At 31.8% G+C, this 26,494-nt stretch carries 27 protein-coding genes, 1 tRNA gene and 1 other RNA gene; 8 read left to right on the top strand and 21 right to left on the bottom strand.

Features of this window, described 5'->3' with window-relative positions; genetic code table 11:
* Nucleotides 1–50: 50 nt before the first annotated feature.
* The 6 genes from B9N53_RS01505 to B9N53_RS01480 all read right to left on the bottom strand — a co-directional run bounded on the left by B9N53_RS01505 (nt 51) and on the right by B9N53_RS01480 (nt 6,585).
* Nucleotides 51–1,244, bottom strand: a complete 1,194-nt coding sequence (locus B9N53_RS01505) for an FprA family A-type flavoprotein (RefSeq protein WP_094203398.1) — start codon at nt 1,242–1,244, stop codon at nt 51–53.
* A 22-nt stretch (nt 1,245–1,266) separates the two neighbouring features.
* The gene (locus B9N53_RS01500; protein ID WP_094203397.1) at nt 1,267–2,094 is read right to left on the bottom strand and encodes a tRNA 2-thiocytidine biosynthesis TtcA family protein; all 828 of its coding nucleotides are present in this window, start codon (nt 2,092–2,094) and stop codon (nt 1,267–1,269) included.
* Nucleotides 2,069–2,902 carry an MBL fold metallo-hydrolase gene (locus B9N53_RS01495; protein ID WP_094203396.1) on the bottom strand — a complete coding sequence of 278 codons (834 nt, stop codon included), beginning with the start codon at nt 2,900–2,902 and terminating at the stop codon, nt 2,069–2,071. Before B9N53_RS01495 ends, B9N53_RS01500 begins: the two co-directional genes overlap by 26 nt.
* A 99-nt stretch (nt 2,903–3,001) precedes the next feature.
* Nucleotides 3,002–4,228: an O-antigen ligase family protein gene (locus B9N53_RS01490; protein WP_094203395.1), complete on the bottom strand. Its 1,227-nt coding sequence runs from the start codon at nt 4,226–4,228 to the stop codon at nt 3,002–3,004.
* Nucleotides 4,229–4,411: 183 nt separating this feature from the next.
* Nucleotides 4,412–5,401 carry an ornithine carbamoyltransferase gene (gene argF, locus B9N53_RS01485; RefSeq protein ID WP_094203394.1) on the bottom strand — a complete coding sequence of 330 codons (990 nt, stop codon included), beginning with the start codon at nt 5,399–5,401 and terminating at the stop codon, nt 4,412–4,414.
* Between the two features lie 2 nt (nt 5,402–5,403).
* A complete protein-coding gene (locus B9N53_RS01480; protein ID WP_094203393.1) occupies nt 5,404–6,585 on the bottom strand; it encodes an arginine deiminase in 1,182 nt (393 codons plus the stop codon).
* A gap of 138 nt (nt 6,586–6,723) precedes the next feature.
* Between B9N53_RS01480 and B9N53_RS01475 the strand changes: the two genes are divergently transcribed.
* The gene (locus B9N53_RS01475; protein WP_002835417.1) at nt 6,724–7,227 is read left to right on the top strand and encodes a GNAT family N-acetyltransferase; all 504 of its coding nucleotides are present in this window, start codon (nt 6,724–6,726) and stop codon (nt 7,225–7,227) included.
* An 89-nt stretch (nt 7,228–7,316) separates the two neighbouring features.
* On the opposite strand, the gene B9N53_RS01470 is transcribed toward B9N53_RS01475, so the two are convergent.
* The 10 genes from B9N53_RS01470 to B9N53_RS01425 form a co-directional block, all read right to left on the bottom strand.
* Complete coding sequence (locus B9N53_RS01470) at nt 7,317–7,760, bottom strand: GNAT family N-acetyltransferase (RefSeq protein WP_158520786.1); 444 nt, start codon at nt 7,758–7,760, stop codon at nt 7,317–7,319.
* Between the two features lie 60 nt (nt 7,761–7,820).
* Complete coding sequence (locus B9N53_RS01465; RefSeq protein ID WP_094203391.1) at nt 7,821–8,294, bottom strand: hypothetical protein; 474 nt, start codon at nt 8,292–8,294, stop codon at nt 7,821–7,823.
* 117 nt (nt 8,295–8,411) lie between these two features.
* A complete protein-coding gene (locus B9N53_RS01460; RefSeq protein ID WP_094203390.1) occupies nt 8,412–9,401 on the bottom strand; it encodes a bifunctional glycosyltransferase family 2/GtrA family protein in 990 nt (329 codons plus the stop codon).
* Nucleotides 9,402–9,418: 17 nt separating this feature from the next.
* Nucleotides 9,419–9,646, bottom strand: coding sequence for a DUF951 domain-containing protein (locus tag B9N53_RS01455; protein ID WP_373276985.1), 228 nt, complete (start codon nt 9,644–9,646; stop codon nt 9,419–9,421).
* A complete protein-coding gene (locus B9N53_RS01450) occupies nt 9,636–10,475 on the bottom strand; it encodes a mechanosensitive ion channel family protein (RefSeq protein WP_094203389.1) in 840 nt (279 codons plus the stop codon). The genes B9N53_RS01455 and B9N53_RS01450 overlap by 11 nt, the downstream gene beginning before the upstream one ends.
* A gap of 3 nt (nt 10,476–10,478) precedes the next feature.
* On the bottom strand, nt 10,479–10,733 hold the full coding sequence (locus tag B9N53_RS01445) for a DUF3343 domain-containing protein (RefSeq protein ID WP_002835422.1): 255 nt from the start codon (nt 10,731–10,733) through the stop codon (nt 10,479–10,481).
* A complete protein-coding gene (yedF, locus tag B9N53_RS01440; RefSeq protein WP_094203388.1) occupies nt 10,733–11,314 on the bottom strand; it encodes a sulfurtransferase-like selenium metabolism protein YedF in 582 nt (193 codons plus the stop codon). Before yedF ends, B9N53_RS01445 begins: the two co-directional genes overlap by 1 nt.
* Nucleotides 11,315–11,316: 2 nt before the next feature.
* Nucleotides 11,317–12,279, bottom strand: coding sequence for a hypothetical protein (locus tag B9N53_RS01435; RefSeq protein ID WP_094203387.1), 963 nt, complete (start codon nt 12,277–12,279; stop codon nt 11,317–11,319).
* A complete protein-coding gene (locus B9N53_RS01430) occupies nt 12,272–13,810 on the bottom strand; it encodes a chloride channel protein (RefSeq protein WP_242432381.1) in 1,539 nt (512 codons plus the stop codon). The genes B9N53_RS01435 and B9N53_RS01430 overlap by 8 nt, the downstream gene beginning before the upstream one ends.
* Nucleotides 13,810–14,484, bottom strand: a complete 675-nt coding sequence (locus B9N53_RS01425) for a hypothetical protein (protein ID WP_094203386.1) — start codon at nt 14,482–14,484, stop codon at nt 13,810–13,812. Before B9N53_RS01425 ends, B9N53_RS01430 begins: the two co-directional genes overlap by 1 nt.
* 123 nt (nt 14,485–14,607) lie before the next feature.
* Between B9N53_RS01425 and B9N53_RS01420 the strand changes: the two genes are divergently transcribed.
* Both B9N53_RS01420 and ftsH read left to right on the top strand, forming a co-directional pair.
* Complete coding sequence (locus B9N53_RS01420) at nt 14,608–15,045, top strand: MarR family winged helix-turn-helix transcriptional regulator (RefSeq protein ID WP_094203385.1); 438 nt, start codon at nt 14,608–14,610, stop codon at nt 15,043–15,045.
* A 9-nt stretch (nt 15,046–15,054) separates the two neighbouring features.
* Nucleotides 15,055–16,941 (top strand): ATP-dependent zinc metalloprotease FtsH, encoded by a 1,887-nt coding sequence (gene ftsH / locus B9N53_RS01415; protein ID WP_094203384.1) that lies wholly within the window; start codon nt 15,055–15,057, stop codon nt 16,939–16,941.
* A 57-nt stretch (nt 16,942–16,998) separates the two neighbouring features.
* Here the strand turns inward: ftsH and B9N53_RS01410 are convergent, their stop codons facing one another.
* The 4 genes from B9N53_RS01410 to B9N53_RS01395 all read right to left on the bottom strand — a co-directional run bounded on the left by B9N53_RS01410 (nt 16,999) and on the right by B9N53_RS01395 (nt 22,059).
* Nucleotides 16,999–17,982, bottom strand: a complete 984-nt coding sequence (locus tag B9N53_RS01410) for a helix-turn-helix domain-containing protein (RefSeq protein ID WP_094203383.1) — start codon at nt 17,980–17,982, stop codon at nt 16,999–17,001.
* A gap of 156 nt (nt 17,983–18,138) precedes the next feature.
* A complete protein-coding gene (locus tag B9N53_RS01405) occupies nt 18,139–18,921 on the bottom strand; it encodes an Mrp/NBP35 family ATP-binding protein (protein WP_002835430.1) in 783 nt (260 codons plus the stop codon).
* Nucleotides 18,922–18,968: 47 nt separating this feature from the next.
* Nucleotides 18,969–21,158: an RNA degradosome polyphosphate kinase gene (locus tag B9N53_RS01400; RefSeq protein WP_094203382.1), complete on the bottom strand. Its 2,190-nt coding sequence runs from the start codon at nt 21,156–21,158 to the stop codon at nt 18,969–18,971.
* Between the two features lies 1 nt (nt 21,159).
* On the bottom strand, nt 21,160–22,059 hold the full coding sequence (locus B9N53_RS01395) for an ethanolamine ammonia-lyase reactivating factor EutA (RefSeq protein WP_002835433.1): 900 nt from the start codon (nt 22,057–22,059) through the stop codon (nt 21,160–21,162).
* Nucleotides 22,060–22,248: 189 nt separating this feature from the next.
* Here B9N53_RS01395 and B9N53_RS01390 point away from each other — a divergent pair, with 189 nt between their 5' ends.
* The 3 genes from B9N53_RS01390 to ffs all read left to right on the top strand — a co-directional run bounded on the left by B9N53_RS01390 (nt 22,249) and on the right by ffs (nt 23,025).
* A complete protein-coding gene (locus B9N53_RS01390) occupies nt 22,249–22,503 on the top strand; it encodes a GlsB/YeaQ/YmgE family stress response membrane protein (protein ID WP_094203381.1) in 255 nt (84 codons plus the stop codon).
* Between the two features lie 168 nt (nt 22,504–22,671).
* Nucleotides 22,672–22,762: transfer RNA gene (locus B9N53_RS01380), tRNA-Ser, on the top strand.
* Nucleotides 22,762–23,025, top strand: an RNA gene (gene ffs, locus B9N53_RS01375) — signal recognition particle sRNA large type. Before B9N53_RS01380 ends, ffs begins: the two co-directional genes overlap by 1 nt.
* A 253-nt stretch (nt 23,026–23,278) precedes the next feature.
* On the opposite strand, the gene B9N53_RS01370 is transcribed toward ffs, so the two are convergent.
* Nucleotides 23,279–24,679, bottom strand: a complete 1,401-nt coding sequence (locus tag B9N53_RS01370; RefSeq protein ID WP_094203379.1) for an alanine/glycine:cation symporter family protein — start codon at nt 24,677–24,679, stop codon at nt 23,279–23,281.
* A 439-nt stretch (nt 24,680–25,118) separates the two neighbouring features.
* Between B9N53_RS01370 and trxB the strand changes: the two genes are divergently transcribed.
* On the top strand, nt 25,119–26,051 hold the full coding sequence (trxB, locus tag B9N53_RS01365; RefSeq protein WP_002835437.1) for a thioredoxin-disulfide reductase: 933 nt from the start codon (nt 25,119–25,121) through the stop codon (nt 26,049–26,051).
* A gap of 175 nt (nt 26,052–26,226) precedes the next feature.
* Nucleotides 26,227–26,494 (top strand): glycine/sarcosine/betaine reductase complex selenoprotein A (grdA, locus tag B9N53_RS09290; protein ID WP_242428087.1); only part of this gene is annotated, 268 nt, incomplete at its 3' end.

The following is a 26,494-nucleotide window of genomic DNA, read 5'->3' as shown; positions in this document are numbered from 1 at the left end:
CAGATAAAAAAAATAGAACCAATCAAATTAATGATTGATTCTGAAATTTATTATTTAATTTTTGCTGCGATTTCTTTTGCCATTTGTCTTAAGCCTTGATCGTCTTCTTCTTTCATGCGACCTTTTGCTTCAACAACTGTTTCTGTTGTTTCGAATTTTCCTTCTTCAACAAATTCTTTTAAATTTTTGACAGCGCCACCGCTCCATCCGAATGATCCAAAAACAGAAACCACATGATTTTTTAATTTTTGCATTTTTAAAATGTTCAATAAATTATTCATTACTGGATATACAGTGTTGTTGTATGTGCAAGATCCTAATACTAATGATTTCTTTTCCCAACAATTTGAAAGTATATAAGATTCATGAGTTTTACTTACATCCATCACTTCAATATTTCTAACGCCTTCATCTGCCAAATATCTAGCTAGTTGATCTGCCATCAATTCTGTATTACCATACATTGATGCATAAGCTATTACAACTCCTTCATTTACTTCATAAGTTGCCCATTTAGTGTAATCTTCAACTATTCTTGAAGGTTGTTTTCTCCAAATGCAACCATGAACTGGACAAATTGTTTTGATTTCCAAAGAAGATAATTTGTTAATAGCACGTACTGCCATTTGAGAATATTTTCCAACGATATTTGTATAGTATCTTCTGAATTCTGTTCTTCTTAAATCGTAATCTAATTCGTCATCATAGATTGCTCCGTCATTAGTTCCGAAACCACCGAAAATATCTTGTGAGAATAAAATTTTATTTTCAGCATCGTAGCTTACCATTGATTCTGGCCAGTGAACCATTGCTGTCAAATAGAATGTAAGTTTTCTATCTCCCAAATCAAGTACATCGCCTTCTCCAACTTCAACGAAATGATCTGAATCAATTTCATAATAATCATTCAACATTGATCTTGTTTTCTTGTTTCCAACTATTTTTATATCTGGATAAAGATCTAAAATTTGTGGAATTGATCCTGAATGATCTGGTTCAATGTGATGAATTACCAAATAGTCCAATTTTCTATCCTTTAATATTGCTTTGACATTATCTACAAATTCATCACTCTTGCTAACTTTTACAGTATCCATCAAGCAAGTTTTTTCGCCTGTAATCAAATAAGAGTTATAAGCTACTCCATAAGGCAACGGCCACATATTTTCAAAAAATTCTGTTTGTCTGTCGTTCACACCCAAGTAATACAAATTTTCTTGGATTTTAATTGGTTCTACTCCCATATTTCCTCCTATAAATTAACGATTATAAATCATTTTCACCGTAAGTATCCAAAAAGTTATACTTTTCACCATTATATTCATACCCAAGAATTCTGGATACATCAACATTTTCACTGGATTTAAATATAGAATTTTCTACATTTGTAAATCCTCTATCCGACAATTCTGCAATCAAAAGTTTGATTTGTTTCCTCATTGATCCTTCTGTTTTCTTAGTTACAGAACAAGCGCAGTCTAAAGCTTTTAATCCCGAATAATTTAACCAACTTTTTACAGATTCTTCTCTAATCAAATACATTGGTCTGATAAGTTCAATTCCTTCAAAGTTATTTGAGTGAAGTTTTGGCATCATTGTCTTATAATTTCCAGAACACAAAACATTCAATAAAATAGTTTCAATCACATCATCAAAATGATGGCCCAACGCCATTTTATTGCAACCAAGTTCTTTTGCCTTGGAGTAAAGTGCCCCTCTTCTCATCCTTGCACACATATAACATGGATTGTTCGATGAAATTTTCTCACTAACACTGAATACATCAGTATCATACATGTGATAAGGAATGTTAAGTTTTTCAAAATTTTCCTTCTCGAGTCTAGTGTTTTCTTCGCTATATCCTGGATTCATCGCTATAAATTCAAGATCAAAATTATTCATTCCGTGTTTTTGAAGTTCTTGGAATAATTTCGCAAGAAGTAAACTATCCTTACCACCACTCATACACACAGCTATTTTGTCTCCGTCTTGAATCAAATCATATTCTTTAATAGCCTTTATGAACTTCGACCAAATGTGTTTTCTATATTTTTTTATAATTGCTCTTTCAACTTCTTGTACAGTTCTTTGCATATATCTCCATTTTTTCTAAATCTACTACATTACTAGGACTGTATCTTTCAGCTACTTCTACTGTCGCAGCTTCTCCAACATCAAGTCCCAAACTTTTCAAATAATCTTCAACAGTACTTAGCGCTTTTCTTGGAGTATTGTTTTCCTTACTCAAATGCGCCAATTGAACCACTTCATGATTGCCTCTTAAAATATCTCCCAATAAATACGCGCAGGAATCATTGGACAAATGCCCGTGATCCGACAAAATTCTCTGTTTCAATGCTGGAGGATAGCTTCCATACTTTAACATATCTACATCGTGATTTGCCTCAATAAAAAAAAGATTTGAATCCTTAATTTCTTCGTACACGCTATCTTCTATAATTCCAGTATCAGTGACAATCGATAATTTCTTGTCGTCCTTACTAATCACATAACCACAACTATTTGCACTATCGTGGCTAGTTTTAATCGGCAAAATATCCAAATCTTTGAAATTAATATGTCTATTATTTTCGAAGACATAAATATTCTTATCATTTATTTTCCCAATTTTGTTATCCATTGCATACCAAGTTTCGGTATTTGCGATAATTGGCAAATCGTATCTTCTGCTCAACACGCCAATTCCTTTGATGTGATCTGCATGTTCATGCGTCACAAAAATCGCATCTAATTTGCTTGGGTCAACATTTATATATTTAAGTAGGTTCTCAATAGTTTTACCACTAAAACCTGCGTCGATTAAAATTTTGGAGTGTTCAGTCTCTATATATTCGCTATTTCCACTTGAACCGCTAGATAGCGAACAAAATTTAAAACTCATTCAAAATCCTCCTTGTTTACTATTATAATTGATATTGTGTTTTTTTTAAAGTAAAAAAGATAGTCGGAAAACTTTACCAACTATCTTGAAATTTTTGTTTTATTTTTCGTAAATATTTTTTGTATTAAAAGTTTTCTTATTCTTGAACAAACTTAATTCTGCGACAGGCACAGTTGATAATTCACCAACTCCTACAACAAATGTTAAAAATATGAATGAAGTTTGTGTCCAAAATATTGTAACATCCACCATACTGTGAATCATAACCATAATTATCATTGCAACAATCATTTTAGTGTATTTTTTTGAATACAGACTTTTGATTTCTCTAAATAACTGATAAAGAATTGGAACTAACAATCCAGCCCCTATCAATCCGTAATTAACCAAAATATCCAAATACAAATTGTGTGAATGAAGAATCGCACGATCTCTAATTGTAGTGTAAATATTGTGAATTCCAAGTGGACCAACACCAATTATGAAGTTTTTCTTGAAAGCTGCAATAGCACTAATCCAAATCGATCTTCTAAGACCCATATCGAACCCGATTTTGTCAATTCTCGGAATCAAATCCATTCTTCCAGCGGCCACAATTCCAACAAAAGCAAGTGCAAATAAAGAAATAATCGCTACAGTGTATTTTCTTTTTTTCATCATAATCGTAAGAGCAAACACCGCTATGAAACTAGCAAACATCGCTCCTCTTGAATCTGTGATCAATAAAGTTAGAACGCTTAAAACTCCAACTATAAAAGAAAATAATCTTTCAAATGATTCTGTCGAAAAATACTTGTACGCACTGATTATTCCAACCAAAGAACACACCATAGCATAATAATTTGCATTGAAAAAGAATGTTCCAACAGTCGTTCTATTTTCACTAATGTATTTCATAAATTGCGTGTAGTTGAATGAATTGTTCTTCAAAATTATCGAATACTGAGTCAATGTTATCAAGAAACAAAACGATGCAAACAACATGATAATTATCATGCAGTCTTCCATAAATTGTTCTGTCATATTTTTCCTAATAAAGAGCACAAATACGAAAAGCACAAACATTCCTACTGTCGCAAGTATTCCATAAGTATTGTTAAACACAATGCTTACTACTAACGAATAAGCAGCGAAAATCAATCCAAAAACAGACAAATTAGACTTATCAAAAATTTCCTTGAATTTATTTTGATACACAAAATAAAACATATCCACTATCAAAACGCCGATTCCGATATAAAACGGCATAAACATCGCAATAGCTGTCAAGAGAATAAATTTTTGGTCTGTACTGTAATTCAATATTCTATTGTAAAAACTTTTCATATTTCACCTCTCATTCGTATCTTATACTAATATAATATCAAAAATCCGTGATAATATACGTTTTTTGACAAATCGTAACTATTGACGATGACAAGATATTTTATCAAAAATTCCGGAATTTTGCAATATTTAGCAATAAAAAAAGAGAGATAGTACAAAAGCTATCTCTCAAAAATTTAAAATTTATTTATTGCCGATTGTTTCTACCATAACTGCTTTGATAGTGTGCATTCTGTTTTCAGCTTCATCAAATACTTTTGAATATTTGCTGTAGAATACTTCATCAGTTACTTCCATTTCTGACAAACCAAATTTTTCGTGGATTTCACGACCAACTTTAGTTTCTAAGTTGTGGAAAGATGGTAAGCAGTGTAAGAAGATTACGTTAGGATTTTCAGTCATTTCGATTTTCTTCATATCTACTTGGTAATCTTTAAGTAAGTTAATTCTTTCTTCGAATTGATCTTCTTCACCCATTGATACCCAAACGTCAGTGTAGATTACATCTGCACCTTTCAAGCTATTGAAATCATCAGTAACTGTGATTTTAGCGCCAGATTCTTTGGCAATTTCTTGGATAGAGTTCATCATTTCGTTTGATGGATGTAATTCTTTTGGTGCAAGATTTACAAATTCCATACCTAATTTAGCAGCTCCAATCATTAAAGAGTTTGCCATGTTGTTTCTACCATCACCAACATAAACGAATTTAACTCGGTCTAAGTTTTTGTGGATGTTTTCTTTTACAGTTAAAAAGTCTGCTAAGATTTGTGTTGGGTGATAAATATCAGTTAAACCATTCCATACTGGAACTGAAGAATATTTTGCTAATTCTTCTACAGTTGCATGGTCAAATCCTCTAAATTCGATACCATCGTAGAATCTTGATAATACTAAAGCAGAGTCTCTTACAGATTCTTTCTTACCGAATTGGCTATCATTCATACCTAAGAATGTTACATTACCACCTTCATCGTGGCAAGCTGTTTCAAATGAACATCTTGTTCTAGTAGAAGTTTTTTCAAATAACAAAACAATGTTTTTGCCCTTTAAAGTTTCTCCTACAATACCCATTCTTTTCTTTTCTTTTAATGCAGCACTTACATTTAGTAAATGTTCGATTTCTTCTTTAGTGAAATCTTTTAAAGTTAAAAAATCTCTTCCTTTTAACATAATTACATCTCCCTTTCAAATGGCATACTCATACATCTTGGACCCCCACGTCCTCTAGATAATTCGCCTGATTTAATAGTTCTTATATTTACATCAGCTTCTTGTAACAAGCTGTTTGTAACATTATTTCTGTCGTAAACAATAACAGTATTTGGTGCAATAGCCAAAGTATTTGAACCGTCATTCCATTGTTCACGCATTTGATCTATCGGATTAGTTCCTCCACATCTTATAATTTTTACATTATCAACGTGTAAATTTGTAGATAAAATTTCTTCTAATGAACCCTTTTGAACTTCTCTTTGTAAAGTGTTATCTTCAAGATACAACTTTTCAACATACAAAGGTCCTTCTATAAGTGGGTGAACTGTGAAAATTCCCTTATCAATCATTGTGAACACAGTGTCCAAGTGCATAAATTCTCTTTTGTTAGGAATTTTGAAAGACAAAACAAATTTGAAATCTGATTTTTCCAATAAATTCTTAGCAAATTTGTCAACACTTTCTTTTTGTGTTCTTTGAGAAATACCAACAGCTACACATTCGCTGTTCAATATTAAAATATCTCCGCCTTCGATAGAAGTGTCTTCTGTTCTATCGTAAATTTTTTCAATATCGTTGAATCTAGAATTATAAGTGAAAATATATTTTGCATAAAGCGTTTCCCTATTTCTAGTTTCTGACCACATTCTGTTGATACTCACACAATTTCCCACAAAAGAAAATGGATCTCTTGTGAAATACAAGTTAGGCATTGGATTAACAGCCAAAAGTCTTCCACTCTCGTCATTAATACCGATTTCATCCAATCTAACTCCTGCCATAGTTTTAAGTATCAATTCTTTCTCGTCTGAGATATTTGTAAGTAAATCTCTTAGTAAATTGATTTCATCTGCGGATTTATTTCCCGATTCTTCTAGGAAATCTTCGATAAATTGTTTTCTAACGTCATCTTGTTTGATAGATTCTGCAGCCAAATCTTCTAGGTATAACACTTCAATACCTTCATTACGCATAGTTTCGCAGAAAAAGTCATGTTCTCTGATAGCATTTTCCAAGTAAGGAAGTTCATCGAACAATAACTCTTCCATAAAATCAGGAGTCAAATTATTTAATTCTTCTCCTGGTCTGTGAACTATTACAGATTTTAACTTATCAATCTCAGAGTAAATATTTGGTTTCAATATGTTGCCTCCTTAACTGATTTCCACATAAAATTATAACACATTTACAATAAAAATTAACACAAAAATATCGAAATTTTTTTAATATTAAAATACTTTTTGAAATATGTTAAAATTTTATATAAAATGAGGTGAAAAATGATAAAAAGAATTGCAAACGAAAATGATATAGCACAAATAATGGAAATTGTTGAAAACGCCAAATCATATATGAAAGAAAATAAAATAAATCAATGGAGTGAAAATTATCCTAATGAAGATGTTTTTTTAACTGATTTGAAAGAAAACAGATTATACGTAGCAGAAATAGATGGAAAAGTTGTAGGAATGGCTGTGTTAGTCTTGGATGGGGATGAGGATTATAAAAACATAGATGGAAAATGGCTAATCGATGGAAAATACGGAGTAATTCACAGAATAGCAGTAAACCCAGATTACAAATCACAAAATGTAGCCAAAAATCTGTTAGATTTCTTTGAAAATAAATTAAAAGAACTAAACTACGACTCCATAAGAGTGGACACTCACAAAGACAACAAATCCATGCTTAGATTTATTGAGAAAAATGGATTTCAAAAATGTGGCATAGTTTATATAAGAAAAACAGACGAGAGAATAGCATTCGAAAAACCATTGAAATAAAATAAAAATAGCAAACCATTTACGTGAGGAATGTCCAACGTTGGTTTGCTATTTTTTATTTGCGCATTAAGATGTAAATCTTTTATTCTTTACAAATGAAATTCATAAACTAAAGCATCTTCATCGGGTTCTTCATAGTAATTTTCAAGTATATCCGTTTTTCTAAAGTTCATATCTTCAAAAACTTTTTGCATTATAAAATTAGATTTTCTTGTCTCAGCTTTAATTCTTTTGAGCTTATTACTTGAAGCTATTTTAATTGATTCTTTTAACAATTCATGTGCTATTCCTTGATTTCTGTGTTCAGGATGAGTTGCAATGCTAAATATTTTAAGAAAATCTTTCTCAGAACACCAATTGTAGAGGCCTATTTCTCCAATTATTTTTCCATTTTCTTCATAAGAAAGGTAAATCGTTCTTCTGTCATTTAAAACATCAATTATTTGTTCTCTTGACCAAGCATCAGATGAAAAACACAAATCCTCAAGTTCTACTATCTCATCAATCCTGTCTATTCCTATTTGTACAATCAATTTTATCCCTCTCTTATAGTTACACTAAGTTGGTTTGCCCTTTTTATTCTATGTTCAATTTTAAGTATCAATTTCTGCAAAATATAAAGTATTAGTTTTAGTATCGTAGACCGCAAGTGTAAAATTTGAAGATGGACGATTTAAGATATTTTGACTCTTGTCTTTTTGTCTGTCAATCAACAAATAATAACCTTCCGAAATTTCCGGAAAAAGCAATCCGGAATTATTATCTGTCACATAAGATGATGTTTTTCCATCTCCATACATTAAAATTTTCGTTGTTTTATCCAATGGAAATTTCTTCCAGTTACTATCCGATTTTATCTGATTCAATGTATCGTTGCTGTCAAATTCAAACGTCATAAATCTTGTTCCATCTCCCATTGCTCCATGATCATCGTATTCCATGATTTGATTTGCTTTAACTAATTTTAAGTTAAGTTCATCAGAGACTCTTGATTTGTCACTTTGCGCACAACTTACCATTAATAGTGAAATGATAATCGCAAATAACAAATATCCAATTTTTTTCATAATAAACTCCTTTCAGGATTATTATACAACAAATCTAATGCCGAGAAATCTACAAAATTTTAAAGATTTGCACTAAAAAAGCACTTCTAATAAAATTAATTTTTTCTATTAAAAGTGCTATTTGAATATTATTCTTTTTTGAATGTTGTAGCTTACAATGAACATCAAAGCTTCAGTTATGATTTTTGCCACAAAAACTTTAATTCCTAAGCCTGACAAAATTTTCAACACAACAGTATTCAAAGCTAATATGAACACTACTAATGTCACATATTTGATGTATTTTTTTAGGATTTTATCCTTGTTTTTGAATACGTATTTATTATTCACATAAAAATTAAACGTGCTTGACACTGCCCTTGCTATAATATTGGACAGCACCAAACTTTGTACGTCTAATTTGTAAAATAACAATATAAAAGTAAAATAATCCACCAAAAAGCTCAAATAACTTGACGCGGAAAATTTCAGTATGCTTTTGTAGATTTTGACTGAATCTTTTAGTGCATTAAAATGACTTGTTTCATTATTTTCTATATAAATAGTTTCGATAGGAACTTGCATTATGCTTTCAGAATCGAATTCGTAGAGCATATTCATTTCGTATTCGTATCTTTCGCCTTCGATTTCAATCATTTTATCAAGCTGAGACGTATTAAAAGCTCTGAGTCCCGTTTGCGTGTCCTTAATGTATTTCGATGAACTAGAATAAAATACAAATCTAGTTATGGTATTACCCAAGAGAGATTTTAACGGAATTCCTCTTTTCAAATCTCTTACTCCAAGTATCAACTTATCCTCATTTTGTTCAGAAAATTTTATTAATTTTAAAATATCCTTCACCAAATGTTGTCCATCGGCATCACTTGTAACCACAGTCCCATCTGCTTGTTGTGATTTCAAATATTTGAATGCAGTTTTAAGTGCAGCCCCTTTTCCCATATTCGTTTCATGCTCAAGAAGAACTATATTATTAAGTTTTGAAAAATCATAATCGCACGGACCGTCTTTAACCACAATTATATTGAGGTGGTTTTCTGATAAATTCTCCACCAATTTCGTAAGTTTTTCGTCTGGTTTGTACGCTGGTATAACAACGTAATTCATAATTCTCCTATCGTTTTTTATTCGTCATCTTCTGGTTCATAATGAACTATCGATACAAATTTGCCGTTTTTATCTTGAATTTTTCTGATTCTTTTGTTAAATTCTAACCTCGTAAGCCACACTATTTTATCGCAACCCAAGCATTTTAATTTAATATCTGCTCCAGTTCTCAAAATCTCCCATTTGTTTTCACCACATGGGTGACCTTTTTTTAGTGTTACAATATCATTTACTTTATATTTCATCTTCATCACCTGCTACAAAATAACAATTTAAATCCATTGATTTTGATTTGGCTTTTTCTATAAATTTTTTGATAATTTCTCTTTGATACAAATATTGAGATTCCGGTTTGCAACTTCCCCAAATCGTAATTGTCATGGAATTTTTGTCCATTTTTGTAACTCCAATTAATTCTGGTTTTTTTACAATATCTGAATACTTATCGATCAATTCATCAGAAATCTCATTCACAATTTCAGTGTATTGATCCAAACTGTATTTAATTGGAACTTCCATTTTAACTTCAATTCTTTGGTTTTCTTTGGATAAATTAGTCACAGTATTGATTTGACCGTTACTAATCAAATGAATAGCTCCGTCAAATCCTCTTATTTTTGTAACTCTAAGTCCCAATTCTTGAATGTTACCTTCAATTCCATTTATAATCACATGATCTGTGACTTTGAATTGATTTTCAAGAATCAATGCAAGTCCACTGATTACATCTCTTATTATAAATTGTGCACCAAAACCAATGGCAACCCCACCAATTCCAGCAGTAGCCAATATTTTATCTGTTTTTACTCCGAATAAATCTAGTACATGGACTACACAGAAAAAATAAATTATATATTTGATGGTATTGTTCAACAGTTTAGTAACTGTGATTTGTCTTCCCTCAATAGATTTTCCCTTTTTCATCAATAATTTATCGAAGCTCGTAGTTAAAATGCCTACGACGATTTGTGTAAGCGCGATAATCAACAGGGATAATAAAATCTTGGCCAACAAATTTAGTTGACCAGCAGAATTATAAAATATTTGGTTGAATTTTTCAATATTAAATAACATGAATTATTCTTTTACCTCATTTACAAAAATCACTCCATCTACTTTAAGATACGACCAAATCTTAGCGATTGGTAGTTCTTTTTTCAACGCAATCATTTCATCTTTTTTATCAGGATCCAACATAATAGCTAATCCACAACTTTCAGAAATTTCCCTTGGAGTAGGGATAGTCTTAATATCGTATCCCATACTCACAAGTTTACTTTCTGTCATCATTGTAAAATTAACTGATGTAAAAGTTAGTAATATCTTTTCCATTATCTTATAATTACATTTCTGTCTGCTTTTGATAAAGTATCATAAATTACATACATGTTAGTAACTTCGCCTATCAAAAGTTTTTCTTTTCTGTCGTAGAAGTCCAAACAAGCGCCACAAGTCATAATCTTTGCGCCTTTTTCTTCGATTCTCTTCAAATCGTCGATAACTTCTGATCCTTCAGTTGTCAAATGAATTCCGTAGTTGAAGAATAAAAGTGTACTTGGTACTTCGTCAGCTTCTGCTACAGAATAAATATATGATTTAATAAGTGATTTACCTAATTTTTCATCTCCATCACCCATTTTATCGCTTGAGAATGCTAACACTAAATTACCGTTAGTTTCTTCAACCTTCTTTTGTGCTCCCTTTTCTTTTACGATAGTAGTTTCAAAACCATAATCTGTTTCTACATAACTGAATTCGAAACCTTGACCATTAGCGTATTTTTGTAAATTTTCAACGCAGTACATGTCGTCAACTTGTGTCTTAACAGTACCTTCTTCTAATTCATCAAATACATTTTTTGTCATAATAATTGGTCTTGGACAAACTTGTCCTCTTGCATCTACAATTTCCATAATTACCTAATCCTTTCTATTCTGTTATTAAATACTAAATAAAAATCATCTTCTCCTGTTATTGATTTAAGATCCGATGCTTTATATTCCACTAGTTTGGAGTCCTCAAACATAAAATACCCGTTTTGGTTATATAATATGCAGTTTTTGTCATTTGAATATATTTTAAGTGAATCATCTATCTTAGATTGGCTCACCAATTTCAAATCCTTATCGTATATTAAAAGTTCTCCTGTTTTTGTAATTACATATACGTTTTTATCTGAAATCCCAACATCTTTTGTCCCGTCAAATGATTTCGATTTTGTAATTTTTGCTTTGTTAAAAACTTTGATGTATCCGTCAAACACGACGATTAATTTGTCATCGACATATTTCATTCTAAAAATCGGCTTGTCGATGAAAATATTTTTGTAGAAAAGTCCCTTTTCATCGTACATGTAAATCTTTGAAAAAATTCTTCCGTCACGCTTTCCAATCGTGCTAAAAGCATAATTTGATTTGTTCGATGCTATCAAACTAGATATTTCGTCTTTCATCTCAAAACTTTCTAAAACTTTCATATCACTTACAATAGAAAACTCATTTTTTGAATCTACAATAATGTAATTTTTGTTTGCAAAAATATAGGAAATATCAGATTTGAAAGATAGCTTCGAATTCATCTTTCCTTTTGTATTATATTGCAACAAATCCTTTTTATCAATCAAATAAAGAAATTTGCCATCAAAATAATAAGGCTTTTTGTCGTCGTAATCCTGTTTTAAAATTAAGTTTTCATTTTTGTACATGAAAATCTTGTTATCGTTATGAGTTACTACGTAATTTTTCTTCAGTACAGTGCTGTTTCCTGTATTAATATTGTACACATTTTTCTTAGAAAACATCATCACTGCCAAGATACATACAAGAATAGCGACAATTGCAAGTAATATATAGTTCAAGTTTTCTTTTATTTTATCCATTATTTTCTCCAAAAACTTCAAGAACTTTCATTCTAGTATCATAAAGTTGTTCATCTTTTACTAAAACAGTGACAATATCTCCTGTTTTTAATACGCTCTCTCCATTTGGAACGTATTTTTCACCATTAGAATCCACTTCTGCAATTAAAGCATCTTTTGGAAATTCAATATCTTTGATTTTTTTATTGGAAACACAATTTTCATATCCAAGTTTTATATCAAACATTGTGAATTTATCATTAACACCTTTTCCAACAACTCTTTTGTTCAACATTCTCTTCAATAAAATATCGTAAATTGGTTCGAAATTTAAAGCCATGCATACAAAATATGCCATGATTGAACAAAATGCTAACCCCAATAAATGCGTCATATTTCCATTTAATTCCAGTACCAACACAACGCTTAAAAGAGGACTTCTAACAACAGCTGTTAGTACACAAACCATAGAAAGCACTACAAAATTTGACAAATAAACATCTTGCACAAATCCGAAAGCACTCATCAAATTAAAATAAAATAATCCAGTAATTCCACCTAGAACCAAAACTGGCAAGAAAATACCACCTTGAGTTCCAGTTGCATAAGATGTCGATGTCATAAACATTTTGAATAACAAAAGTATTATTAAAAGCAAAAATGAATTATAATTGTGTGCTGCCATGTTTTCTATAAATGAATGGCCTCCACCTAAAATATCTTTGTAGAATAATCCAACTACAGATACAAACGCAAAAAATATTGCTATTTTCAAATCTTGTTCAAGCTTAATCTTCGCAAATACATCTTGGAAAAACGTGATTGAATAATTAAATAGTTTCCCAACAACGCAGCAAAGTATAATCATCGGAATAATCAATAAATAGTATTTTGTTGGCAGTGCATAGGTCATTCCAAACGAAAACACTGGTTTGATTTTGAAAACCCAAACTGCAATAACATCTGCAATAACCGCTGCTGCAAAACTTATTGCAACTACTTTTTTTGAAAAAGATTTGTGAAGCTCTTCCAATATGAAAACAAGCCCTGAAATTGGTGCTGAAAAAGCAGCTGAAAGACCCGCAGCAGCTCCTGCAGTTAAGTACAATTTCTCTTCTGTTTTGCTCTTTCCGAATTTTTCCGATAGCCACTTAGCACTACTTGCTCCCAATTGAATTGAAGGGCCTTCTCTTCCCAAAGAAAGTCCCACCAAAGACGCAATCGCCCCTCCTACAATTTTGGAGACAGTAACTCTGAAACTATTTTGATTAAAAGCTCCAATAAGTTCTCCTTGAACTTGAGGAATACCACTTCCGCCTGATAGTGGAGCCCATTTGAGTAATTTACTAACCACAATTCCAAGTATAAATGATACCGCTATAATTAAAATAGCTCTTGGAAAACTGTTGTTAGAATAAATATCGTTTCTAACAACTTCTAATTTACTTAGCAAAAATCTGTAAAAGACAGCCAGTCCCCCTGAAAATACTCCAATTGATAAACTTGCTAAGAAAAGTGACATAGAAGATCCTATTTTAAACTTTTTTTTCATCAAATAATCACGCTTTCTAAAAATTCTCTAAATCTATCGATATTATATGTAACTGAAATGTACGTATCGATTCCCTCTCCCTCAACCAAATTATTTTCTTCATCAAATTTTAAATTTGTTTGTGCGTAGATAAAATGATCTTTCTTGGAATATGCGTACAACAAGAACAAATCTTCGATTAGTTTTTCTGAGGACTCATCAAACATTTCTTCCAAAATATCTGTATAATCATTTTTGTTAAATGTATCGTTCGTAATCATAAACACACTTTTACCATTTAATACATTCAAATCGACCTCTTTTGATTTTACGTATTTGTCGTACATGAAAATATCATCTAATGATTCTAGAGTTTCAGAGTTTTCTCCAAAAAATTCTGACAAATATTTCATGTCAGAGAAATTGAGCAAATCGATATTTTTAAAATCGCCCAAAAATCTTGATAATACGACATCATTTTCACTCATAAAATCTTTAAGAAATACAACTTCTACATCCCAATCCAAATTATCCATCAAATCTAGAACGTTATTGTTTACATCAGATTCTATTGTGATTAAAGATATTTCAAAAATTTCTATATTATATAAAATTACGAGTAAATCCATAGCTTGTGTACTAGATTCAAAATTCACCCACAATTTTTTATAGTCTTTTTTATTAAAATTTTCCATATTTTACATTTATCTCCATAATTTCTATATAATTAACATATATACTGTAGTTAGTGGATAACCACTTATGTGTATTTTATTATATCAAAACACATAATATTTTAAAAATTAAATGGAGGAAATATGGATTACAATTTAATTAACACAGAATTATCTCAATTATTGAGAGAAACTTATCGTAAAACAGACGCTTTATTGGCACCAATTTCAGATAAATATGGATTAACTATTATGAAAGTTAAAACACTATTTGAATTAGGCAAAAACGACGATTTGACTATTGGTGATATCGGAGTTTTAGTTGGCATGGCAGGTGGAAACATCTCTAACTTGTGTAAAGCATTAGAAAAAGAAGGATATGTTTCAAGAAAAAGATCTGAAAAAGACGAAAGAATTGTTACTGTTCGTTTGACAGAAAAAGGAAAGAAAATCATCGACAATATCGTTGAAGAAATTTCTGAAAAATACAAAAAACAAATCAAATTAACTAACGAAGAATACAATAGTATTATTAAAAGTTTGAATTTATTAAACGAAAAATTAAACGTTGAATTAATGTAGTGGCACAATATGAAAGAAAACAAGCAAAATAAGAAGAAGATAATAATTTATTATCTTATAGCTATAGTTCTTTATGCTGTGGTTGCCGGCTTGCTTTTCCCTACTTTTTCAAAAACGAAAGAAGAAGAAGTACCTTATAATAAATTTATCGAAATGCTCGATAAAGGAGAAGTTAAAGAGGTAAAAATATTAGACACTCATATCAATTTCAAAGCAAAAGATAAAAACAACGTCATTTACAAAGCGGGTTTGATTAGAGACGAAAAATTAGTCGATCGTCTATTGGAAAGCAAAGTTCAATTTTCAAGCGACATCCCTAGTAAATACGCACCACTTTTATCGATTTTCTTGCAATTTGTCTTGCCATTTATAATAATATTTGGTTTCTTGCAATTAGCAATGAGCCAAGCTACTAAGAAAATGGGAGGCAATGCATTACAATTTGGTAAGAGCAACGCAAAAATTTACGTTGAAAGTCAAACCGGAAAGAAATTTACAGATGTTGCTGGTCAAGAGGAAGCCAAGGATGCTTTGTTGGAAGTTGTTGACTTCTTGCACGATCCAAAAAGATACAACGAAATTGGTGCAGTGTTGCCAAAGGGTGTTTTATTAGTGGGCCCTCCTGGAACTGGTAAGACTTTACTTGCACAAGCAGTTGCTGGTGAAGCAAAAGTTCCATTCTTTTCAATGAGTGGTTCAGAATTCGTTGAAATGTTTGTCGGATTAGGAGCTAGTAAAGTTCGTGATTTGTTCAAACAAGCAGCAGAAAAAGCTCCTTGTATCGTATTTATCGACGAAATCGATGCTATCGGTAAGAGACGTGATACTGCAGGAATTTCTGGCAACGATGAAAGAGAACAAACTCTTAACCAATTATTAAATGAAATGGACGGTTTCAGTGGAAATTCAGGAGTTGTTATACTAGCAGCTACTAATAGACCTGAAATTTTAGACCCAGCACTTACTAGACCTGGTAGATTTGACAGACAAATTCCTGTTGAACTTCCAGATTTACAAGGACGTATCGATATTCTCAAAGTTCACGCACGTAAAATCAAAATCGAAAAAGATATGGATTACAAGGCAGTCGCTTTGATGACGGCTGGTACAAGTGGTGCTCAATTGGCAAACATAGTCAATGAAGCTGCACTAAGAGCTGTAAGAATGGGAAGAAATATCGTAACGCAAGAAGATTTGATAGAATCTGTTGAAGTTGTAATAGCTGGTCAACAAAGAAAAGGCACAGTTATCACACCTAAAGAAAAAGAACTTATAGCTTATCACGAAGTAGGACACGCATTAGTTGCTGCAATGCAATCACATTCCGCTCCTGTTACTAAGATTACAATTATTCCTAGAACAAGCGGTGCGTTGGGCTACACAATGCAAGTAGATCAAGAAGAAAAATTCCTCATGAACAAAGAAGAACTATTTAATATGATAGTTACTTTAACAGGAGGAAGAAGTGCAGAAGAAGTTGTGTTTAACACAAGAACTACTGGAGCTTCAAATGATATAGAAAAAGCTACAAAAATCGCTCGTGCGATGGTCACTCAGTACGGTATGACTGACGAATTCGATATGATGAGCTTGGAAACTACAAACTCCAAATATCTTGGCGGCGGCAATACATTAGCTGCAAGTGATCAAAAAGCAGGTCAAATAGATAATAAAGTAGAATCTATAATAAAAGCCGCTCACGAAAAAGCTAGAAATATTTTAACTGAAAATATCGATAAACTTCACGAAATTTCAAAATTCTTACTAGAAAAAGAAACTATCACTGGAGAAGAATTCATGGAAATTCTTAACCTTGAAGATGAAAAGAAATCTGAAATAGATGAAAACACAGTGAAAAAAGAAGAAGTAGACGATACTACAGTCAGCGATTTATAAAAACAAAAACATTCTCTATTTTGAGTTTTACTCAATATTAGAGAATGTTTTTTTTGATTATTTCATTTTATTGTTGAAATGAGATTTTAAGATGAAATAAAATGCCGCAAACAAAAGCGCTCCAGCTGCAAAAATCACCCAAGTGATTTCCCATCTGTTAGTATATAAGCTAACTGCAAGATATATTGCTGTGATTATTAACCAGAAGGCTGTAATATATCCGCTCATCTTCTCTCTCAATTTTTTATTTTTCATAGTGTAATCTTCTACTTGAAGTAGCATATTATAACTTGATATAACAGAAAGTTTTTTGATTAAAATATTAGTAGCTGCTGATACAATAATTAACAACAATATTATAGCTGATAATTGTAATACTTCGTTCTCTGATATAGATACAAGTATGATAGGAATCACACATAATATATACATTATTATCGCACTCGCTATTGCTTTATTATCTTTTTGTTCTCTTTCTTCCTTTTTCTTTTCGACTATTCCTTTTACACCGTATGATAAATTAAATGATTCTTTTGAAATAAAATCATATTTTTCAATTGAATTCGCCTTCACGATCAATTTATATACGCCAAAAGCAATTATAAGAAATAATACAACAGTCCCTCCTATTGCGAAAGAATCTTCGCTCTTAACATTAGTTGTCAAGGCTATGATTTGAGATATCAAAACTGCTATTGGAGACATTATGAATAAGCTTATGCTATCAGCAACGTTATTTGAATATTCTTCGTATGCACTCATAAAATCATTAGCATCTTCTACACTAATTGTCTTCTTAGTCTCCAACGCTTCGACAGTATCATCAGAATATTCAATATCATCAATTTCATCCTTTAATAAGTAGTCTGTTTTTACTCCAAAAACATCACTCAATTGAATAATCTTATTGATATCTGGAATTGAGTTTCCCATTTCCCATTTCGATACAGATTGTCTGCTAACACCTAATTTTTCTGCCAATTCTTCCTGAGTTAGATTATTCTTTTTTCTAAGAAGAACTATCTTGTCACTTAATATCATTTCAAACCTCCTTGAATTTTTGTTAATTTAATTTTATAAAATCTTGCGGTTGATTACTATAAACTCTGATTTGAAATTGCGCAACCATCGGTTGCATTTACGATATTCCGTCATTTATGAAAAAAACTAGCCCCAAATGAGCTAGTTTCATAAGCTTTATAAAGTTTCTATTTTTTCTGTAATATTTTCCAAATAATTTGTTTCAACTTCACTTATCTTTCCAGTTTCAGTTAATTTTGAAATTTCCGGATTAATTGGAAGTTTGCAAACTGTATCGATATTTTCTTCTTCGGCAATTTTATCAACAGTGCTTGTTCCAAAAACTTCGATGTGTTTTCCACAATCAGGGCATTCCAAGTAGCTCATATTTTCAACTAATCCTATGACTTTTTTGCCCATCATTTTCGCCATGTGCAATGCTTTTTTTACAATTATTTCAACAAGTCCTGATGGAGACATCGCTACAACAATTCCCTTAATTGGAATAGATTGAAATACTGTCAATGGAACATCACCAGTTCCTGGTGGCATATCCACAAACAAATAATCTAAATCTCCCCAATTTACATCTTGATAAAATTGTTTAACAACACCAGCAATTACAGGTCCTCTCCAAATTACTGCATCATCATCTTTTGGAAGCATCAAATTCATTGATATAACTTTAATTCCATTAGATGTTGTAACTGGGTTGATGTGCCCTTCAGCATCTGCTGTCGCTTTTTCAGTTAAACCAAAATATTTTGGAATAGATGGTCCTGTAATATCACCATCCATGATACCAACTTTATATCCTTTTTTTGCCATTTCGTTTGCCAATAAACAAGTGACAAGGCTTTTTCCTACTCCACCTTTACCACTGACTATTCCAACGATGTTTTTTATATTACTTCCTGTATTTGATTCGATCAAAAAATTAGGAACTTTTCTTTCTGTCATAATTTCACCCCATTAAAAATTATACCTAAATATTCTCACATAATTTATTAATGTGTCAAGTTTTTGAAGAAATTCTTAATTTTATCGAACAAATTCATTCTTTCATTATCATTATTATCTTGATTTATAGTTTCGTTGGATTTTGAGTTAATAACTCTGTTATCATCGTTAACTTCCGGTTGTTTTATTACAGCATTTTCTTTTGCAATATCTATCAAAATTTCTTGCGCATTCTTATTCTCAGTATTTTCAACTCTTGAGTATGATTTGTCCGGATTTAATTTTCTGATTTTAGTATCATCATCAAACATTATATCCATAAAATTCAATATTCTGTGCTTAATAAAATCATCGTAAATTGGAACTGCAACTTCCACTCTTTTTCTGATATTTCTAGTCATGAAGTCTGCCGATGAAATGTATAATTTGCAGTTTTCAGCCTTACCAAATTGATAAATTCTATGATGTTCCAAAAATCTTCCTACAACTTGATAAACGTTGATATTTTCAGTTTTATCTTTTATTCCTGGCACCAAACAACAAATTCCTCTCACCATCAAATCAATCTTAACCCCTTTGCAAGAAGCCTTGGAAAGTTTGTCGATTAATTTTCTGTCCGAAATTGAATTCATCTTTAGCCTTATATAACCATCATCCGAAAACTTAGCCTTTTCAATTTGCTCATCGATTAATCTATCAAGCCCAACCTGCATAGAATGAGGGCTAACCATCAAATGTTTGTACTCACCATTCAAGTTTCCTAGCAAGAAATTATCGAAAAGCGCCTTCGCGTCTTCTCCGATTTCATGTCTAGTTGTCATATAAGAAAAATCTGTGTAGAGTTTTGCTGTTTTTTCGTTATAATTTCCTGTACCAATTTGTGTGATGTAAGAAATCTTGTCATCTTTTATTTTAGTAACCAAACAAACCTTAGAATGACACTTGTAATGGTCAAATCCATAGATAATTCTACAACCTGCATTTTCTAATCTAGATGACCATAAAATATTATTTTCTTCGTCAAATCTAGCTCGCAATTCCATAAGAACCACAACTTCTTTGCCGTTTTCAGCAGCTTTTATAAGAGCTTTAGTGATTTCAGAATTCTTTGCCAATCTGTAAATTGTAATCTTAATTGAAACTACAGACTCATCTTCAGCAGCCTCATTCAAAAGTCTTATAAATGGATCGATGGATTCATAAGGAAACGAAAGGAACAAATCTTTATCGTAAACTTGCTCTATAACTGATTTTTCTTTTGATATCATTGAAGAATCTTGTGGAGAAAATTCTTCATAAGTATATTTTCTAATTACATCCTTTGGCATATCGTATACCAAATCAAACAAAAAACCACATCTCATTGGACTTTTTGTCACAAACATACGATGTTCTGTCAAATTCAAATTCTTCAACAAGAACTCTTTAGTCTCATCATTTGGAAATTCATTTATTTCAAGTCTTACAGGTCTCAATCTTTTTCTAAGCTTTATCATCTTTTTCATATATGATCTGTAATCATCATCAAATTCCAAATCTTCGTCATCGTATTCTATGTCTGCATTTCTAGTTACAGAAATAATATATTTTGCCTCACATTCGTAATTATCAAATATTTCTTGACCAAATTCTCTGATTACATCTTCAATAAGTACAACTCTAGTGTCTGATAATTTTACATATCTTTTAATTTTATCTGGAACTTGAATCAATCCCATAAATTGTTTTTTGTTCTTAGATTGAGAAGTGAGTTGAAACAAAACTACAATTGCCAAATTAGGAATTTGAGGAAATGGATGAACCCTGTCTACTATTTGAAAGCTAAGAATAGGAGCAATCGTAGAGTTGAAGTAATAATACACAAGCCTTTTTTCTTTATCTTCTAAATCAGCTACTTTACAAATATTTACATTTTCTTTTTGTAAATCTTGTTTTAAATCCTCATAAACAGAATCTTTTTTCTCATACAACCTTTTAGATTCATCCATGATACAATCTAATTGCTCTTGTGCATTCATCAATGATTTATTGTCTATAACTTTCTTCTTCATATCATTGATATCAGTAAGACTACCTACTCTCACCATGAAAAACTCTTCAAAGTTAGTATCAAAAATAGAAAAAAACTTCAATCTTTCAAATAATTCCACGTTCTTTTCTGATGCTTCTTCAAGAACTCTTTCGTTAAACTTCAACCACGATAGTTCTCTATTTTGCGTAAACGAAATATCGTACATTTTATCCCCTTCCTAAAATTTTATGATAAACAAAACCTTCTCTAACTCCAGTCATGCTGATTCTGATAAGATCGGCATAAAAATATTTTGAAATTCTATACAAAATAATCATTCCTGGAATTAATGTGTGAACCCTATCCGCCTTTACTTTTAAAATAAGTTTCATTTTTTCTCTATCAGGCATATTCATGAGTGTATTAATCATATTTTTTAGTCCATCCATAGTAATAATCACATTACCGGACTCTTTGTCATAAATTTCATTGTATAATTTGAGACAAGCACGAGCAGTTCCTCCGACCGCACACACTATATCGTGTTCAACTCTGTTGAGATTATTAGAAGCGAGCATTAATTTGATATCATCTTCTAATAGTTTCTTCTCATCATTTGTCATGAACAAATTTTTAGAAAAATTATCGAAAGCTACAAGAGAACCTATATTTAAGCTTGAAGTTCTAACGACTTTTCCTTGTTCAAAAACTACGATTTCGCTACTTCCGCCTCCTATATCGGTAAGAATTCCGCTTTTTGAATCAATCCCCGCACCTAAAAAAGACAACTTCGCTTCCTCTTCTCCACTTATTAACTCAATATCCATTCCAACTTCTGTTCTTACCCTCTCAATTATTTCGCGTCTGTTAGAAGAATTTCTAATCGACGCCGTAGCAATTGCAAAAGTTTTTGAAATATCTTCGAAATTTGATATTAAATTTTTGAATTCTTTCAAAGTATTGATTAGTTTTTGAATACCGTGCTCATTCATGACTCCTTTTTCAATGAATGAAGCCAACGATGCTGTAGACTTTTCATTAAAAAGATTTTTGACAGAATCTTTAATCACCTTATATACTGAAAGTCTTATTGTATTTGAACCTATATCTATGACTGCATAAATCATTAATAACACCTCTTTATTTAATTTTACTATATCTCATCAGTTTTTCTAAGTGTTTTACAATAAATTATCAAATTATTTACGTTAATTTTACAATTTATTATATATTGTTTACAATCTATGTTTAGAATTGCAAATACGAGGGTATAAATAACACTGTAAGAGATTATGACCAACAAGGAGGTTTAATATATGGGAATTTTATCATGGATTATAGTAGGAGCATTAGCAGGATGGATAGGATCTAAAATAACTGGTAATGATGCAAGTATGGGAGCAGGTGCTAACATTCTTTGCGGTATTGTCGGAGCTACAATTGGTGGCTGGGTAATGAGTATTATCGGAAAAAGTGGAGTAAACGGATTCAACCTTTACAGCATTCTAGTTGCAATTTTAGGTTCAGTAATCCTATTATCTATTATTAATGCAATTAAAAAGAAAAAATAAATCGAATTTTATGTAGTATGTCAGTTTTGGCATACTACTTTTTTGTTTGAATTAACAGGAATTTTTACAAGAAATTCTACTGCTATTTGGAAAATTTTTAATATTGTTAACTTTGTAAAAATTTGACAAATGTTAATTATCATATTATAATTTAACAATACGATATCTGGAGAGTTGTCCGAGTTGGCCGAAGGAGCATGATTGGAAATCATGTAAACATTAACGTGTTTCAAGGGTTCAAATCCCTTACTCTCCGCCATGCACTAGATGGGGAATTAGCGATGCCCTGTTACCTGCAATCGCTACAGCAGGATCGAATTCCCGAGCGAGGGATTAAAAGTGTTGGTATGAGCTTAAAAAGTGGTGTTGAGAAGTGGGTCTCACGCAACAGGAACCTGTGAACCTGGTCAGGATCGGAAGGTAGCAGCCATAAGCAGTCATTTCTGTGTGATGTGAGGGTGCCTATTTTGAGCTAACTATTAGGAATCGCCTCCGCTTTTTCTAACAGACTCGGGTGTGCTTACATATTTACCAGATTTTATCTGGTAATTTTTTTTGCATTTTTCTAATTACAATTCAATTTTAATTTTCTTGTTTAGTTTTCAAATTTTCAATTCTTTCTATTTATTTCCCATTTATTTTCTCTTATCCCCCTATCAACTTGTTATCGTTCTACACAAATAAACTACATTTATCATCCAATCGAATTTTAGGAAAATAAAAAACACCACTTTCGTGATGTTTTTTATCTCTTATAAATAAATCTTGACTTATTTTATAATGAACCTTCTTTACCATTTGTTTCATAATGCAAGCTCATATTTTTTACGTGTTTATGAAGCATAATGATAGCGATAATGTTTGGTATAACCATTAGTGAGTTTGTTAAGTCTGCTGTGTTCCATACTAAGTCTACTTCTTGTAAAGAACCAGCAATGATACATAACAATACTAAAATTCTGTAAGGCCACAAACCTTTATGACCGAATAAGAATCTGATGTTTGTTTCACCGAAGTAGTACCATCCAACTATTGTAGTGAATGCGAAGAATCCTAATGCTACTGCAAGTAGAACTGTACCACCTGTACCAAATGCTCTTGTGAAAGCTTCTTGAGTAACCAATGCTCCGTTCAAGCTTTTGTCTGTCCATGCACCTGTTACTAAAATCATTAAAGCTGTTACTGTACAAATAACAATTGTATCGATGAATACACCAACCATAGCTGTGTAACCTTGTAATACAGGGTGAGCTACATGAGCTGTAGCGTGAGCATGTGGTGTAGAACCCATACCAGCTTCGTTAGAGAACAATCCTCTACCAACACCTTTAGATGCTGCTGCCTTAATTGTGATACCTAATGCACCACCAAGAGCTGCTTCTGGATTGAATGCTGCTTGGAATATAAGTTTAAATGCTGGTCCAATTTGATCATGGAATTTAACCATCATTATTATTGCTGCAACGATATAAATCAATGCCATGATAGGAACTACTAATTGAGCAAAGTTTGCAATTCTCTTAATACCACCAATGAATACTCCACCTGCTAAAACTGCAACTACTATACCAACAATTATTGGGTTAAGGTGTCCACCTGCTCCTTCAACTGCTGCTACAACACTTGTTGCAATTGAGTTTGATTGAACTATATTTCCTACAAATCCTAATGCAATTACTATTAAAACTGCAAATGCTACTGACATTACTTTTGCTAATCCAGGATGAGTTGGTCCAATACCATTTTTAATGTAATAAGCAGGACCTCCGACGTAGTTTCCTTCGTCGTCTTTTTCTCTAAATTTTTGTGCCAAAGTTGCTTCGGCATAGATTGTTGCCATACCTAATATAGCTGCAAGCCACATCCAGAATATTGCTCCTGGACCACCTGCCATGATTGCTGTTGCAACACCTGCAACGTTTCCAGTACCTACTTGTGCTGCTATTGCTACTGCTAATGCTTGGAAAGAAGATACTCCTTCATCTTCAGATTTCTTTTCTTTTGAGAAAACTCCTCCAAAAGTTTGTTTAAATGCTGCGCCTAATTTCCTAAATTGCACACCTTTTGAATAGATTGTGTAGAAAATACCGCAACCTAAAAGTGCAATCAATAAAATGTTGTTACTTAGAAAACTGTTGATGGCCACTATGGTATCGTTTAATGCTTTTTGATCCATAAAATTTCCTCCTTAAATTTTTTGAGATACTTGAAAACCTTTATTGTGATTATACTATGATACAACAAATCTTCTCTCAAATTTGCCTTTGTCAAGCATTTAACCTCTTATACCCTGGATTATAAAATAAATTAATGCTTATGCTTGACTAAGTAATTCTAACCAAATCACTTATGAAAATCTTTTCATATCTCTTACTATTATTATACTATGTTTTTGGTAAAATGCAATAACTTTACTAAAATTTTTATTATTTTACAGAGATTTATTGTTTTATTGTAAACTAACTGCTATATTATGCTAATACCTTAATTATTACATTTTTGTTATAATTGTTTTTTTCATTCTAACTAAACGCTTAATAGTGATTTTTTTGACCTTTTGTGATATTATTATTTATAGAGTTCTTACTCTAAAGAAATTTAAGGAGTGAATTTACATGTATGATTTAATTATTATTGGTGCTGGCCCTGCTGGTTTATCAGCTGGTTTATACGCTGCACGTGCTAAAATGAACACATTGATAGTTGAAAAAGAAAAAACTGGTGGTCAAATCACTACTACTGATTCTATTGAAAACTATCCAGGTGGAATTGTTGGAGAATCTGGTCCAAGCCTAATCAAAAAAATGGCTGACCAAATCGACAACTTCGGTCTTGAAATTAGAAGAGCAGATGTTGTTGACGTTGATTTTTCTGACAAAGTAAAAAAACTTACATTAAAAAATGGAGATGTATTAGAAGCTAAAGCAGTTATTATAGCTACTGGTGCTGCTCCTAGAAAATTAGGATGCCCTGGTGAAAAAGAATTCACTGGTAAAGGTGTATCTTACTGTGCAACTTGTGATGCAGATTTCTTTACTGATTTAGAAGTATTCGTTGTTGGTAGTGGTAACTCTGCAGTTGAAGAAGCTACTTACTTAACAAAATTTGCTAGAAAAGTTACTCTTTTAGTTAGAGGCGATCACTTAAAATGTGATAAGACTGCTGAAGACGAAGCAAAAGAATGCGATAACTTATCTATGAGATTCAACACTTCTATTAAAGAAATCAAAGGTGAAGGAATCTTGGAATCAATCGTTATGGTTGACAAAGAATCAGGTAACGAAGAAGAATACCACTGTGACGAAGATGACGGAACAATGGGTGTATTCGTATTCGTAGGTACAATCCCTTACTCTGATGTATTCAAAGGTAAAATCGAATTAGATGAATACGGATATGTTTTAGCTGACGAAGAAATGCACACTAACGTTGAAGGCGTTTATGTAGCTGGTGATGTTAGACAAAAAACTCTACGTCAAGTAGTTACAGCTGCTGCAGACGGCGCTATCGCTGCTACTCAAGCTGAAAAATACGTAGATAAATTCTAATTTTCATTTATTGAGATTTTCTATAAAAGAATTGCAGATTTCCGCTGTGAAATTTGCAATTTTTTTTTATTATGATATTATAATGATGTCAACGAACGATAGGCGTTCGATTGTGGTAATTTCATTCTTCTTATTAGAATGAAAAATATATTTTAAAATAAAGAAAGGATGTATTATGGGTTTTTTAGAAAATAAAAAAGTTATAATCATTGGAGACCGTGACGGAATTCCTGGTCTTGCAATTGAAACATGTGTAAACACAGTAGAAAATACAGAAGTAATTTTCTCAAGTACTGAATGCTTTGTCTGAACAAGCGCAGGAGCTATGGACTTAGAAAACCAAAAGAGAGTTAAAGACTTCGCTGAACAATACGGAGCTGAAAACGTAGTGGTTCTTCTAGGTGCCGCAGAAGCTGAAGCTGCAGGTCTTGCAGCTGAAACAG

It is taken from the genome of Finegoldia magna, assembly GCF_002243175.1.
Taxonomy (GTDB): Bacteria; Bacillota; Clostridia; order Tissierellales; family Peptoniphilaceae; genus Finegoldia; species Finegoldia magna_J.
This window is presented reverse-complemented; position numbering and strand designations above follow the sequence as displayed.